The organism is Streptomyces sp. NBC_00620 (assembly GCF_026341825.1).
Taxonomy (GTDB): Bacteria; Actinomycetota; Actinomycetes; order Streptomycetales; family Streptomycetaceae; genus Streptomyces.
Genome location: NZ_JAPENY010000001.1, coordinates 1,607,389 through 1,623,049, shown reverse-complemented (window position 1 = coordinate 1,623,049; position 15,661 = coordinate 1,607,389). Strand labels below are relative to the sequence as shown.

General features: G+C 73.0%; 6 protein-coding genes. 5 read left to right on the top strand and 1 reads right to left on the bottom strand.

Features of this window, described 5'->3' with window-relative positions:
• Positions 1 to 3 precede the first annotated feature (3 nt).
• Entirely contained in the window at positions 4 to 1,053 is a 1,050-nt protein-coding gene (locus OG246_RS07375; protein ID WP_266457602.1) for a helix-turn-helix transcriptional regulator, read from the bottom strand.
• Between the two features lie 144 nt (positions 1,054 to 1,197).
• Here OG246_RS07375 and OG246_RS07370 point away from each other — a divergent pair, with 144 nt between their 5' ends.
• The 5 genes from OG246_RS07370 to OG246_RS07350 all read left to right on the top strand — a co-directional run bounded on the left by OG246_RS07370 (position 1,198) and on the right by OG246_RS07350 (position 15,646).
• A complete protein-coding gene (locus OG246_RS07370; RefSeq protein ID WP_266457600.1) occupies positions 1,198 to 1,380 on the top strand; it encodes a hypothetical protein in 183 nt (60 codons plus the stop codon).
• A 69-nt stretch (positions 1,381 to 1,449) separates the two neighbouring features.
• Positions 1,450 to 1,698, top strand: a complete 249-nt coding sequence (locus OG246_RS07365) for a phosphopantetheine-binding protein (protein WP_266457597.1) — start codon at positions 1,450 to 1,452, stop codon at positions 1,696 to 1,698.
• Positions 1,695 to 4,946: an AMP-binding protein gene (locus OG246_RS07360; protein WP_266457594.1), complete on the top strand. Its 3,252-nt coding sequence runs from the start codon at positions 1,695 to 1,697 to the stop codon at positions 4,944 to 4,946. The genes OG246_RS07365 and OG246_RS07360 overlap by 4 nt, the downstream gene beginning before the upstream one ends.
• Positions 4,943 to 11,587 carry a non-ribosomal peptide synthetase gene (locus OG246_RS07355; protein WP_266457591.1) on the top strand — a complete coding sequence of 2,215 codons (6,645 nt, stop codon included), beginning with the start codon at positions 4,943 to 4,945 and terminating at the stop codon, positions 11,585 to 11,587. The genes OG246_RS07360 and OG246_RS07355 overlap by 4 nt, the downstream gene beginning before the upstream one ends.
• A 114-nt stretch (positions 11,588 to 11,701) precedes the next feature.
• Positions 11,702 to 15,646, top strand: a complete 3,945-nt coding sequence (locus tag OG246_RS07350; protein WP_266457588.1) for an amino acid adenylation domain-containing protein — start codon at positions 11,702 to 11,704, stop codon at positions 15,644 to 15,646.
• Positions 15,647 to 15,661: the final 15 nt, after the last annotated feature.

Below are 15,661 nucleotides of genomic sequence, written 5' to 3'. Positions count from 1 at the left end.
AGGTCACGTACGCGTGGCCTCCCCCAACAGGTTCTGGGTGTGGGCGAGATAGCCCGCCTGGAACCGGCTCTCGGCGCCCAGGCGCTGGAATATGTCGGCGATGTACTTGCGGCAGGTGCGCAGCGAGACACCGAGACGGCGGGCGATCACCTCGTCCTTGAGTCCCTGGCTGAGCAACTGCACGATGCCCTGCTGCAGTTCGTCGACGGCCACCGGGGTGCGATGGGCGTCGGTGAACGGGACGGCCTGGTCCCAGGCGTAGTCGAAGGCATTGCACAGGAACGCCACCGCGGCGGGGGAGCGGACCACGGCCGCGCCGCCACGCTGCTTGTGATGGGGGACGAAGACCACCTTCCGGTCGAAGGCGATCATGCGCCCGAACAGCTCGGTGAGCGTGCGGACTTCGGCGCCCGCGGGTGAGATGCGCTCCACGTACGCCTGGGTGGGAGCGTGGTGGCGGGCGGAGTGCTGGTAAAGCGTCCGCATCCGCACACCACGGGTGAGCAGTGCCTGGTCCCGGCCGACCGCCTGCTCCAGCTCGGCCGTGGGGCGGCCGCCGCCCGGCTGGCAGGTGATCATCTCCCGCTCGCACTCGGCGCTGGCCTGCTCTATCAGCGCGATCACGTCGCTGAGCGACTCCACCACCTCGACGGTGTCCCGGCTCTCGGTGCGGTCCTCCTCGCGGGGCGCGTACACCGAGGCGAGGGCGGCGAGTGAGTCGCGGCGCGAGTTCAGCTCGAACAGGCGCTGCCTGAGCCGGGATTCGGCGGAGGCCATGCGGGCGGCCGCGATGTGCGGATGCACGATGCGCCAGGACGATTCGTGAAAGCCCAGCGGGAAGAGATCGTGCGAGCCGGGCTCCTCGTCGGCGAGATGGAATTCTCGCAGGGCGTCGATCGAGGCACGCGCTTCCGCCTCTGAAATGTCGAGCGCTCGGGCCGCCTCCCCCGTGGCGAAGAATGCTTGTTTCGCTCCCCAGCTATAGAGCCGGATGTGTTCCGGCGCGAGCTGCTGAAGGAGCTGGGTAGGGTCCGATTCAAGGATTTTGTCCATTTGTTCCCCCCTGCATCTTGCTGTTCGCATCATCCTGCTCGATGGATTACTGGAACTCCACGGCGGCCGGATTACAACATCGTGAAACACACCGCTCGTGCGATCGGGCGGTCACGCAGAGCCGTCACGGGGGAGGGGCTTTCTGTGAAGAAAGCACGATTTGTCACCACCGCACTTTTGGTCCTGGCCGGGCTGGCCGGCGGCGTGGGCGCCGCCGCCGCCACCGGCGCCGGCGATGTCCTGGAACGAGCCGGAAACACGTCGGTAGCGGAAAACGGTCACGTGCGACCGCTCGTCGTCACGCCGGACGACAGCGCGTGGAGCTAGCCGGCCGCGGTGAATCGCGGCAATGGATCACTGGCTCGCTGGATCGACGGATCACCGGAGAAGACTGAAATGACACAGATCGACGAAGTGTCCCGGATCGACGCGGAAAGTGTGCGGCGCATATTCGCCGACGTGCTGGGGGTGGAAATCCGGGAGGATTCCTCTTTCCTCGCGCAGGGCGGGGATTCCTTCCACGCCGTACTCGTCGTCGCACGTATCGAGGACGACTGGGGGCTGGAGGCCGATTTCACCGACGTACTCCAGTCCACTCCGGGCGAACTGGCCCGGGCGCTGGCCACCGCACCTCGCCTCTCATGACGCTCAGGCGTCCCTCGGTCGCTGCCGGACCCGGCCATCCCGTGCCGGCCGCTGCCACCGCCCACGAGGCGGTGCTCCGGCAGGCCGCCCGGACCCCGCGGGCGACAGCCCTGCGGGGTCCGGGCGGGACATCCCTCTCGTACGCCGAACTGGCCGACCGGGCACGGGAGATCGGCCGACGGCTCACGGCGGCGGGGGTGCGGCCCGGCGCGTTCGTGCCGGTGGTGGCGGTGAACGGCGCGGACTTCGTCGTCGCGGCACTCGGCGTCCTGCTCTCGGGCGCCGCGTACGCCGCGGTCGACCCGGCGTGGCCCGCGGCGCGCGTCCGCGGAGTCGTCGCGGACCTGGGGGCCACGGTCGCGATCGAGACGGTCGCGATCGAGACGGGCGGGGGCGCGGGGCGGCTGCCCGAGGGGCTCAGGGTGATCTCCCTGACCGGTTCGGCCGGGACGGCTGTGGGCTCGGGCGACTCGGCGATTGTCGCCGACACGGCTGTGAGCTCGGGTGACTTGGCGGGCTCGGCTGAAACGACTGTGGACCTGGGCGACTTGGCCGTCGTGACTGAAACGGCTGTGGACCTGGGCGACTTGGCGGTCGTGCTCGAAACGACCGTGGAATCAGATGACTTGGTGGTCGTCGGAGCCGACGCCCCCGCCTGTGTCTTCTTCACCTCCGGGTCGACCGGGCGGCCCAAGGGGGTCGTCGTTCCGCATCGGGCGTTCGTGCGGACCTTTGTCGAGGGCGGGTACGCGGAGTTCGGGGCCGGGGCTGTGATGCCGCTGCTGGCGGCGCCGTACTGGGACGCGGGGGCCCTGGAGGTGTTCGGGCCGCTCATGAACGGCGGCACCTGCGTCGTGCCGGACGAGCCCTTGATCACGCCGGACGGCCTGCGCGGCCTCGTCTCCGGGCACGGCGTGAACACGCTCTGGCTGACCAGCTCCCTCGTCAATCTGCTCGTCGACGAGGACCCCGACGCGTTCACCGGCGTACGCCAACTCCTGTGCGGCGGTGAGCGGTTGTCGCCCGCGCACATCGCCGCCCTGCTGGCCCGGCACCCCGGGTTGCGCATCACCAACGGGTACGGCCCCGTCGAGTCCATGGTGTTCGTCGCCACGCACGACATCCGCGCCGCCGACACCGGCGCCGAGTACGGCATCCCGCTCGGCCTGCCCGTCCGCGGCACCCTCGTCGCCGTGCTCGACAGCGAGGGCCGGACCGTGGAGCGCGGCACCGAGGGTGAGCTGTGGGTCGCGGGTGACGGGCTCGCACTCGGCTATCTCGGCCGGCCCGAGGAGGACGCGCGCCGCTTCGCCGCGATCGACGTCCCGGGGTACGGCACGCTGCGCGCGTACCGCACCGGGGACCGGGTACGCATGGACGACGAGGGCCGGCTGTCCTTCATCGGGCGTGCCGACCGGCAGTTCAAGATCCGTGGATACCGGGTCGAGCCCGGCGAGGTGGAACGCGGTGTCGCCGCCGTACCGGGCGTCAGGCAGGCCTTCCTGATCCCGCTGCGCGACGCGCACGGCACCGTCACCGCGACCGTCTGCGCGTACGCCACCGAGTCGGCCGCCCCCCTTCCGGAGCACGCCCTGCGCGAATCCGCCGGCGAGGCCCTCGCGTCCCACCTCCGCCCCGACCGCTACCTCCACCTGCACCCCGTACCCCTCGGCCCGACGGGCAAGGCGGACGTACGGGCGGTGGGGGCGTGGGTGACCGAGCAGGTCGCGGCGGCACGGCCGGAACCCGTGTCCGCCGAGGCGCCGGCGTCCACCGTCCTGCGCGAGGTCCGCGCCATCCTCGGGGAGCCCGGGCTGACACCGGGGACCGATCTGCTGCTCGGCGGGGCGAGTTCGCTGCACATGCTGCGGATCGCCGCCCGGCTGGGGCGCCTGCTCGGCGTCCGCCTGTCGGTCCGTGAGGTGTACGAGAACCCGACGGTGCGGGCCCTGGAGGCGCTTGCCGCGCGGGCCCCCGCACAGCAGGCCGCGCCCGCGCCGGCCACTCCCGCCTCCGAACTCTCCCCCGGTGAGCGCCGCTTCTGGCTGGCAGGACGGCTGGTGCCGGATGCTCCCGGGCATGTGGCCATCAGCCGGATCGAGATCACCGGCGCGCTCGACCCGGAGCGCCTGGCACGGGCCCTGGCGGCGGTCGTCGCCGCCCACCCCGCACTGCGGACGACCTTCCCGCGCCGGGCGGGCCGGCCCCTCCGGTCGGTGTCCGAGCTGGGCGTGGCGGCTCCGCCGCTGGTACTGGCGCAAGGGCACCTGGACGAAGGGGAGTTGACGCGCGAGCTGGTGGCGCGCGTACAGGATCTCGAAGGCGGGCCCCTGTTCGCGGCGGGGCTGCTCGGCGGAGGCGTCGGTGCCGAGGCCCACCTCCTGCTGCTCGCCGTGCACCACATCGTGTACGACGGTCGGTCCGAGGAGGTGCTCGTCGGGGACCTCGCCGCCGCGTACGAGGGCGAGGCCGTCGACCAGGCCCCGGCACCGCCCTCCGGTGGCGCTCCGCTCGACGGCGCCGAACAGGCGTACTGGAAGACGGAGTTGGAAGGGCTGCCGGCGGCACGCTGGCCCGGCGGTGGCCGTGACCTACAGATGCGCGAGCTGTGGACGCGGCCGCTCGTCTCGTGGCACGTCGGTCTGAGCGCGGAACAGACCGACGCGTTGCGGGAGTTCGCGGCCCGTGCCCGGTACCCCGTGCTGGTGCCGCTGCTCGCGGCCTGGTGGCGGGCGCTGGCCAAGGTCACGGGACAGGACGACCTCGCCATCGGGACGATCGTCGACACCCGGGACGCCGCACACGAACGCACGGTCGGCTATCTCGCCAACGGCCTGCCCGTACGCATCGCCGCCGACCCGGCGCTCGACCCCGGCGAACTGCTCCGCCTCGTGGGCGACCGGCTCCTCGACGTCCTCGCGCACAGCGCACCCGGCACGGACGAGCTCGCGGCGCTTGCGCCCCGCCCGGCGGGCGGCCGTACTCCGCTCTACCAGAACCTGCTGGTGCTGCAACGGGTCGCAAGGCCGGCCGAGGGCGGCGGCGCCCGGTTCGTGCCACTGGCCGCGCCCGCGCTGGGCCCGCAGGCCGAACTCTGTTGCGAACTGTGGGACGACGGCACGGCGTTCACCGGTGCCGTGCACGCCCCCGAGGGTCTGTTCGACCTCCCCGCGCTCGCCGAAATCACCGCACTCTTCCGTGCCGAGCTCACCCGCTTCACGGATCGCGCCCCGAAGGACCCCACATGACCGAGAAGGACGCCCCGCTCTCCTGGACCCAGGAGCGGATCTGGTTCGAGGAGCAACTGCGGCCGGGCGACGCGGCCTACAACATGCCCGTGGCGTTCCGGGTCCAAGGACCCCTGGACACCGCGCGGTTGCGGCCGGCCTTCGACGCCCTCGCCGCCCGGCACGAGGCACTGCGCACGGTCTTCGACACCGTCGACGGGGTGCCCGTGCAGCGGACCGTCGAGGGCTTGACGGTGCCGGTGGAGACCCAGGACGTACGGACCCTGCCGGATCCCGCGGCGGCCGCCGCGACGGCGCTGCGGCGGGCCTCACGGGCACGCTTCGACCTGGCGCGCGGACCGCTGCTGCGCGTACTCGTCGTCCGGACGGCCGACGAGGAGCACCTGTTGCTCCTGACGGCGCATCACCTCATCGCCGACGGCTGGTCGTTCGGGCTCCTCTTCCAGGAGCTGTCGCGCGTGTACGCCGAGCCCGCGGACCCCGGTCTGCGGCCGCTGCGCCGCACGTACGCCGACGCCGTGCGCGCCGAGCGGGCGGAGCTGGACGAGGCGGCCGTGGACCGGCTCGTCGACTGGTGGCGGCGCCATCTGGGCGGCGTACCAAGGGTGTTGGAGCTGCCGGCCGACCGGCCCCGGCCTGCCGTACGGGGGCACCGGGGCGCGCGCCGTCGCCTGGCCGTGGACGCGGCGACCGCGCACGCGGTGCGGGAGCTGGCGCGGGCCCACGAGGCGACGCCGTTCATGGCGCTGCTCGCGGCGTTCGGCGTGGTGCTGGCACGGCACACCGGGCAGGAGCGGATGGTCGTGGGCACCCCGGCGTCCACCCGCGGCGCGGGCACCCGTGATCTCGTCGGCTGCTTCCTCAACACGCTGCCCGTCAAGGTGGACGCCGCCGCCGACCCCACCTTCGGCGAGCTGCTCGGGCGGGTCCGGCGGGACTCCCTGGACGCGTTCGGGCACCAGCGGGTGCCGTTCGGGCGGCTGATCTCGGGGCTCGCCCCGGAACGCGATCTCTCCCGCAACCAGCTCGTGCAGGTCTTCTTCAACGTCCTGCCGCCGTCCGGGGTGCCGGACCTGGCCGGCTGCCGGGTGGAGGCCCTGCCCTTCGGGGACATCGACAACAAGTTCGACCTCACGCTGTACGTGGGGACCGAGGCCGACGGCGCGCTGACCCTGGACGCGGTGTACGACGCCGCGCTGTACGAGGGCGAGCGCGTCGCCGACCTCCTTGAGCAGCTGCGCGGGGTGTTGGCCCGGGCGAGTTCCGAACCCGGCCTGCGCGTCAGCGAGTTCGCTCTCTCCACGCCCCGTTCGGCGGCGCTGCTGCCCGACCCGGCCGCCGAACTCCCGGTCTCCGTAACCGAGTCACTCCTCGACCGGCTCGCCAAGCACACGGCGGCGTCTCCGCAGGCGCCCGCGCTCGTCGCCGGGACGACCGCCGACGGAGGCGTCTGGTCGTACGCCGAACTGGACCGGGCGACCGACCGGCTGGCCCGGGTGCTGCGCGAGCGCGGCATCCGCCCCGGCGACGTCCTCGCCCTGCACGCCGCCCGCCACCCGGCGGTCGTCCTCGGCATCCTGGCCGCGGTGAAGGCAGGCGCGGTCTTCTCGGTCCTGGACGCGGACTACCCCGACGAGGCGCTGTCGGCCCGCGCACAGGCACTCTCCCCCCGAGCCTGGCTGGCCTGCGCCCCCGACCGCCCCCTCCCCACCTTCGTCACGGGCCCGGTACTACGCGTCGACCCGGCACGCGAGCGGGAGCTGGCGCGGACGCCGGGGGACCTGCCGGAGGCCCGCGTGCCGTCGGACGGCACGCCCACCGGGCCCCTCGCAGGGACGAGCCGCGGTCCGCGGGAGGACACCGCCGTTCCGCCCGACGATTCCCCCAGCACCCCGCAGGGGCCGCGCGCCCCGGCGCCCGGCACCGAGGCCACGGGTGACCCGGTACCGGGCCAGCCGGGCCGTTCCGCTCAGGATGTGCCGCGTGGCCCGGGTGTTCTCGACGGCGACGTCCCCGCCTACGTCGCCTTCACCTCGGGTACGACGGGTCGGCCCCGGCCGGTGCTCGGCGGGCACCGGCCGCTTGCGCACTTTCTCGACTGGTACGCGCGGGCCTTCGGGCTCGGGCCCGCGGACCGGTTCGCCGCGCTGTCCGGGCTCGGGCACGACCCGTTTCTGCGGGACGTGCTGGCGCCGCTGTGGGCGGGTGCGGCCGTGGTGTTTCCCGACGCGGACGTACGTGACGTGCGGGCCGTCGGGGAGTGGCTGCGGGCGGCCGGGGCGACGGTCGCGCACCTCACGCCGGCCCTCGGCGGGGCGCTCGCCGAGCAGGCGGACGGAGAGCCCTGGCCGCTCCTGCGGCTCGTGGGCTTCGGGGGCGACACCCTGACCGGCCGTACCGTACGGGACTGGGCCCGGCTCGCCCCCGGCGCCGACCTGCTCAACATGTACGGCGCCACCGAGACCCCGCAGGCGGTGTCGGTGCACCGTGTTCACCGCGCCGGGTCCGCCACCGACGCGCGGCCCGGCGGCCTGGTGCCGCTCGGCCCCGGCATCGACGGCGTCCAGCTCCTGGTCCTCGCGGGCGACCGCCCCGCGGGCCTCGGCGAGGTCGGCGAACTCGTCGTCCGCACGCCGTACTTGGCCCGTTACGCCGATGACCGGGAGGGCGGTTACGTTCCCGATCCCTTCGCACCGGGCAGCGGCGCCCGCGTCTACCGCACCGGAGACCTGGCCCGCCTGCGCCCCGACGGTCTCATCGAGCCTCTCGGGCGCGCCGACCAGCAGATCAAGGTGCGCGGGTTCCGGGTGGAGCCCGCAGAGGTGGAGGCGGCCCTCGACGCACTGCCCGGCGTCGCCCACAGCGCCGTACTCGGCGTGGCGGACGCGTCCGGCGAGCGGAGACTCGTCGCGTACCTGGCCACGGGAGGCAGCGCGCTCCCCACGGTCACGGGAGGTACCACACCCACCCCGGCCACCGGAGGCACCGCACTCACCCCGGCCACCGAACCCACCGCACTCGACCTGGCCGACATCCGCGCGGCGCTCGCCCGCCGCCTTCCGGAGTACGCCGTCCCCTCCTCCTACGTCGTCCTCGACGCCCTCCCGCTGACCGCGAACGGCAAGGTGGACCGCGCGGCCCTGCGGGCGCTCGGCGTCCGCGCGGAGCGGGCCACCGGTGCGTACGTCGCCCCCGAAGGACCCGTCGAGCGGCGGATCGCCGAGCTGTGGGGGGAGTTGCTGGGCCGCGAACGGATCGGCGCCGCCGACGACTTCTTCGCGCTCGGCGGGCATTCGCTGCTGCTGACGCGGCTGCTGGCGCGCATCAGGCGGGAGTTCCACGGCGATGTCACCCTCCAGGACCTCTTCGAGCGGCCCACGGTCGCCGGGCTCGCGCCGCTGCTGAGCCGCCAGGAGACACCTGACGGTGGGGCGGTGGTCGCGCGAGGTGACGTCACCGTGCCAGGACCCCTTTCCTGGACCCAGGAAAGGCTGTGGCTGGAGGAGCAGCTGCGGCCGGGGGACGCGGCGTACAACATGCCCGTCGTGCTGCGACTGCGCGGCGCCCTCGACGACGCGGCGCTGCAGTCGGCCGTGGACACCGTCGTGGCCCGGCACGCCGTGCTGCGTACGGTCTTCGAGGCAGGACCGGACGGCACCCCGCTGCAGCGGGCGGTCGACGGCGCCCGGGTCCTCGTACGCCATGACGACCTCTCGGGGGCTCCCGACCCGGAGTCCGCAGCCGTGGCCGCCGCGATGCGTGGCATCAAGGAGCCCTTCGACCTGACGCGCGGCCCGCTGCTCAGGGCGGAGCTCCTGCGTATCGGGGAGAAGGATCAGCTGCTCGCGCTGACCGTCCATCACATAGCCTTCGACGGCTGGTCGTTCGGTCTGCTGCTGCGCGAGCTGTCGCGGGCATACGCCGGAGACGTGGACCAACTGCCGGAGCCAGGACTCCAGTTCGCCGATGTCGCCCGCTGGGAGCGGACGGACCTCTCCGGCCCCGCGCTCGACTCGCTGCTCGACTGGTGGCGCCGTCATCTGGACGGCGTACCAAGGGTGTTGGAGCTGCCAACCGACCGGCCGCGGCCCGCTGTGGGCACGCACCGGGGCGCGCGGCGCCGGCTGACGGTGGACGCGTCGACCGCCGCGGGGCTGCGGGAGCTGTCGCGCAGCCACGGCGGAACCCTCTTCATGACGCTGCTCTCCGCGTACTCCGTCGTCCTGTCACGCCACACGGGGCAGGAAACTCTCCTGGTCGGCACGCCGGTCGCGAACCGGCCGCGGGCCGAGTTCGAGGATCTCCTTGGCTGCTTCCTCAACACGCTGCCACTCCGTGTCGACCTGCACGGCGACCCGTCGTTCCCGGAACTCATCGGCCGGGTTCGCGACACCTCCCTTGAGGCGTTCGCGCACCAGCGGGTGCCGTACGGGCGGCTGGTGAACGAGCTTGTTCCGGAGCGCGACCTGTCGCGCAGCCCGCTGGTGCAGGTGCTGTTCGCGTTGCAGAACATCGAGCTCGGCACCCTCGAAGTCCACGGTGTGGACAGTGAGTTCGTGGACATCTCGGAGGCCAACAGCCAGTTCGACCTCAACCTCCGGATGATCGACACCGGCCAGGAGCTCATCGGCTGGCTCGACTACGACGTGGAGCTCTTCGACGCCGCCACCATCGAGCGGTTCGTCGAGCACTTCACCCGCGTCCTGACCGCCGTCGTCGCCGAACCGGCCGCCCCCGTCTCCACCGTCGATCTCCTCGGGCCCGCCGAACGCGCCCTGCTGGTGGACGAGTGGAACGACACGGCGGTCGACCGGCCACAGCGGGAGACGCTCACCGCCCTGCTCACCGAGGCCGCCGTCAAGTACGCCGACGCGCCCGCCGTACGGTTCGAGGACAGCGAGGTGTCGTACGCCGAGCTGCACCGCCGCGCCAACCGGCTCGCCCACCGCCTGCGCGCCCTCGGCGTCGGCCCCGACACCGTCGTCGGCGTCCACCTGGAGCGGTCGCCCGAGCTGATGGTGGCCCTGCTCGCCGTGCTCAAGGCGGGCGGCGCCTATCTGCCGCTGGACCCCGGATACCCGGCCGGGCGGCTGGAGTTCATGCTCACCGACTCCGGGGCGCCCGTGCTGCTCACGGCGGCCGGAGCGGAAGCCGGGCTCACCACCGAAGGCCTCACCGTCGTCCCCGTCGACGAGCGTGCCGGAGACGGCCACCCCGACACCGAGCCGGAACCGGTCGCAGGACCCGACCACCTCGCGTACGTCATCTACACCTCGGGTTCCACCGGCCGCCCCAAGGGAGTGCAGGTCCCGCACCGCGGCATCGCCAACCGGCTGCGCTGGATGCAGGACACGTACGGGCTCACCGGCGCGGACACCGTCCTGCAGAAGACGCCGATCAGCTTCGACGTCTCCGTGTGGGAGCTGTTCTGGCCGCTGCTCACCGGCGCCCGGCTGGTCCTCGCGGAGCCCGGCGGGCATCGCGATCCGGGGTATCTGGCGGAGCTGATCCAGCGGGAGTCGGTCACCGTCTGCCACTTCGTGCCGCCCATGCTGGAGGCGTTCCTCGGTGCCGGGCGCGCGGGCGAGTGCCGTTCGCTGCGGCTCGTCGTGTGCAGTGGCGAGGCGCTCCCCGCCGAACTGGCCCGACGCTTCCACCGCACCCTCGGGCAGGCGGAGTTGGAGAACCTGTACGGCCCCACGGAGGCGTCAGTCGACGTCACCCGCTGGTCGAGCCGCCCCGACTGGACCGGCCCCGCCCTGCCCATCGGCACCCCGATCGCCAACACCCGCACCTACGTCCTGGACGCCCGCCTGCTCCCGGCCCCCATCGGGGTGCCCGGCGAACTCCACCTGGGCGGCGTCCAGCTGGCCCGCGGCTACGGCGGCCGACCGGGCCTCACCGCCGACCGCTTCGTACCCGACCCCTTCGGCCCACCCGGCTCCCGCCTCTACCGCACCGGAGACATCGCGCGCTGGAACGCCGAGGGCCGCATCGAGTACCTCGGCCGCGCCGACCACCAGGTCAAGGTGCGCGGCTTCCGCATCGAACTCGGCGAGATCGAGGCGGCGTTGCTCGCCGTGAACGGCATCACCCAGGCCGTCGCCATCGTCCGCGAGGACCAGCCGGGCGACCGGAGGATCGTCGCGTACCTCACGGGCGAACGGCCCCCTTCCATCGGTGAGTTGCGCACCGCCCTCGCCGAGCACCTCCCCGACCACATGATCCCCGCCGCCCACGTCGTCCTCGACGCCCTGCCGCTCAGTCCGAACGGCAAGGTCGATCGCAAGGCGCTGCCCGCCCCCGACCGCTCCGGCGGGACGTCCGCCGCGTACGTGGCGCCGGGCAACCCGCAGGAGGAGCGGCTCGTCGCGCTGTGGCAGCGGGTGCTCGGAGTCGACCGGGTCGGCGTGCGCGACAACTTCTTCGAGATCGGCGGGGACTCGATGCATGCCGTGCGGATCGTCGGTCTCGCCCGTGAGGACGGGCAGGACATCCCGCTTCAGCGGCTTTTCACCAGCCAGACCGTCGAGGCCCTCGCGCAGTGGCTGGCCACCCGCACCGACAGCGGGGCCGGACGCCGTGAGGTCGCGGCCTTCGGCCTGCTCTCACCGGAGGACCTGGCCCGGCTCCAGGCGTGACCGTCCCTCATCCGTCGCCCGGTTCAAGGCGTGACCGCCCCCATCCCGTCGCCCGGCCCAAGGCGTGACCGCCCCCAACCCGTCCGTCCCGCAGCGCACCCGGAAGGAAACCCCGTGCCGTCCCACGACGACATCATCGACGCCTACCCCCTGACCCTGCTCCAGTCCGGCATGCTCTTCCACAGCTACGCGGACGGCGCCACCCCCACGTACCACGACATCTCCAGCATCCGGCTGTCCGGCCGTTTCGACGAGCCGGCCCTGCGGGACACCCTCGCCGCGGTGATCCAGCGCTCCGACATCCTGCGCAGCGGCTTCGACCTGACCCGGTTCAGCAAGCCCATGCAGCTCGTGTACGCGGCCGTCGAGACCCCGCTCACCGTGGAGGACCTGCGCGGTCTGGAGGAGGGCGAGCAGGCGCGCCGGGTCGCCGCGTGGACGGAGAAGGAGAAGGCCACCCCGTTCGTGCTGACCCGGGCGCCGCTGCTCACGCTGCACGTCCATGTCTTCGACGACGCCGACTTCCAGCTCAACCTCAGCTTCCACCACGCGATCCTCGACGGCTGGAGCCTGTCCCTGGTCACCTCGCAGCTGATCACCGGGTACGACGCCCGACTGGCCGGCCGCCCGGACGAGGCCGCCGCCCCGGTGACCCGGTTCCGGGACTATCTCGCCCTGGAACAGGATGCGTTGGCGAGCGAGGAGTCGCGCGGCCACTGGGCCCGGGTCCTGGAGGACACCTCCTTCACCGGGCTGCCGCGTCACCAGGACGACGCCCTCGCCGACGTCCGCGAGGCCCGCGTCCACGAAGTGCCCCTGCCCGCCACGCTCGGCGCGGCACTGCGCGCCGTCGCCGCCGAGGCCAAGGTGCCGGTCAAGTCGGTGATGTTCGCCTCGCACGCCCGCGTGCTGTCCCTGCTGTCCGGGCAGCGGCGGGTCGTCACCGGTCTGGTCAGCAACGGCCGCCCGGAGACCGCCGACGGCGACCAGGTCGTCGGGCTGTTCCTGAACACCCTGCCGCTGGTGGTGGACGTCGCGGGCACGACCTGGACGGAACTCGCCCAGCAGATCCACGCGGCGGAGAGCGGCGCGCTGCCGCACCGCCGCTACCCGATGGCCCAGCTGCTCACCGACCTGCGCCGCCCGCAGTTCTTCGAGACCGTCGTCGACCACCGCAGCTTCCGCAGCTACGACATGGAGCTGGCCGAACTGGCGGTCACCGGCGGCGAGTTCTTCGAGCAGACCAACTTCCCCTTCACCGCGAACTTCGGCACCGACCCGGTCAGCGGCGAGGTCAGGCTGCGGATCAACTACGACGCCGAGCAGTTCACCGACGAGTGGATCGCCCGGGTCGGCGGCTACTACGCCGACGCGCTCGGGGCCCTCGTAGCCGACCCGCACGCGGCCGTGCACGCCACCGCGCTGCTCGGCGCCGACGAGCAGGACCGGCTGCTCCGCGACTGGAACGACACCCGCGCCGGCTGGCCCCTGGACCGCACCCTGCCCGAGCTGCTCACCGAGCGCGCGGCCAAGGACCCCGACCGCACCGCCGTACGCTTCGGGGACACCACGCTGTCGTACGGCGAGTTCCACACCTGGTCCAACCGGCTCGCCCATGAGCTGCGCGAGCGCGGGGTCGGCCCCGACACCCTGGTCGGCGTCCACCTGGAGCGGTCGGCCGAGCTGATCGTCGCCCTGGTCGCCGTGCTCAAGGCGGGCGGCGCCTACGTGCCGCTGGACCCCGGATACCCGGCCGAGCGCCTGGAGTACATGCTCGCCGACGCGCGCGTGCCGGTCCTGCTGACGGGGGCGGGGCTCCCGGCGCCCGCCGCCCCCGAGGGCACTGTCGTGATCGAGGTCGACCGGACGGCCGCGGCCGAACGCCCGTCCGACGATCTCGACCCCCTCGCCGGACCCGAGCATCTCGCCTACGTCATCTACACCTCGGGCTCCACCGGCCGGCCCAAGGGCGTCCAGATCCCGCACCGGGCCCTGCTCAACCTGCTGAACTCCTTCGGCCGCGACCTCGAACTCACCGACGAGGACCGGCTGTTGGCGGTCACCTCGCTGTCCTTCGACATCGCGGGCCTTGAGGTGTATCTGCCGCTGCTGACCGGCGCCGAGCTGATCATCGCCCCGGACATCGCCGTCGACGGGCCGCGGCTGCGCGAGCACGTCGAGCGGTCCGGCGCCACCGTCATCCAGGCGACCCCGTCGAGCTGGCGGCTGCTGATCGAGGCGGGCCTCGACGCCGACCCCGGCCTGCGGGTGATCTCCGGCGGCGAGGCGCTGCCCGAGGACCTCGCGCACGACCTCACCGACCGCTTCCCGGTGGTGTGGAACGCGTACGGGCCGACCGAGACCACCATCTGGTCCTGCCTGGACCGGGTGCGCCCCGCCGAGCCGGTCACGCTGGGACGGCCGATCGCCAACACCCAGGTGTACGTCCTCGACGAGTCCTTCGCACCGGTCCCCGAGGGCGTCCCCGGCGACCTCTACATCGCCGGCGACGGCCTGGCCCGCGGCTACTCGGGGCGCGGCGACCTGACCGCCGACCGCTTCGTGCCCGATCCGTACACGGACCGTGCGGGCGCCCGTATGTACCGCACCGGCGATGTGGCGCGCTGGCTGCCGGACGGGCGCCTGGAGTTCCTGGGCCGCTCCGACCACCAGGTGAAGGTCCGCGGCTTCCGTATCGAACTCGGCGAGATCGAGAGCGTGCTGTCCCGGCACCCGGGTGCGGGCCGAGTCGTTGTGGTGGCCCGCAAGGACCAGCCGGGCGACGCGCGACTCGCCGCGTACCTCACGGCGGAGGGCGAAGTCCCGCCCTCGGCGGCCGAGTTGCGCACCCTCGCCGCCGAGTCGCTGCCCGAGTACATGGTGCCCAGCGCCTTCGTCGTCCTGGACGCCTTCCCGCTCACCCCCAATGGCAAGGTCGACCGGCTCGCACTGCCCGCGCCGGGCCGCGAGGAGACCACCGCCGGCGCCTTCGTCGCCCCGCGCAACGAGACCGAACGGCAGCTCGCCGAGATCTGGCAGGACGTACTCGGCGTGGAGCGGGTCGGTGTCACCGACGCCTTCCTGGAACTCGGCGGCAACTCGATCTCCGCGCTGCGCGTCATCATGCGGCTGCCCGACATCACCGACGTCGAGGTGCCGGTGGCCGCGCTCTTCGAGGGCGGCACCATCGAGAAGCTCGCCGCGATCATCTCCGGCGAGCAGACCGCCACCGCCTCCACCCTGGTGCCGCTGCGCTCCACGGGGACCAAGGCCCCGTTCTTCCTGGTCCACCCGCTGGGCGGCAGCGTCTTCTGCTACTCCGAACTGCTCGACGTACTCGACCCGGAGCGCCCGCTGTACGCCTTCCAGGCACCCGAGTACGCGGGCCCCGACGTGCCCCGCCCGGACAGCGTCGAGGAGATCGCCGCGCTGTACCTCTCCGAGGTGCGTGCGGTGCAGCCCGAGGGCCCGTACTACATCGGCGGCTGGTGCATGGGCGGCATGGTCTCGTACGAGATGGCCCGCCAGCTGGAGGCCGCGGGCGACGAGGTCGGCATGCTGACGATCATCAGCGCCAGCATCGACGACCCGGTCCCGCCGCGCTACGCGACCAGCGAGTCCGCCGCGATCCTCGGCGCCTTCGCGGGCCAACTGAACGTCACCGAGGCCGAGTTGGAGGCGCTGGACTCCGACGCCCGGATCGAGCACGTCGTACGGCTCACGCAGGGCACCGGGCACGAGCGCGCCGACGCCCGTTCCGTGGAGGACCTGCGCCGGCTGGTCCGGCTCTACCAGCGGCACGCGCGCGCCCTGCTCACCTACCGCGACACCCCGCGCGAGCCGCTGCGCGGCGACGCGGTGCTCATCCGCGCCGAGACGGAGCTGTTCGAGGGCTGGCACATGGGCTGGGAGCCCCGGGTCGGCGGCCGCCTGCTGATCGACGAGTCGCCCGGCAACCACTTCAGCATGCTCGAACAGCCCAACGTTCCCCAGGTCGCGCGCCGCCTGGAGGACGCCGCCGCGGGCAGCCCCCGCGGAGTCCTCGCCACTTCCTCCTGACCGTCCCCGACTCCC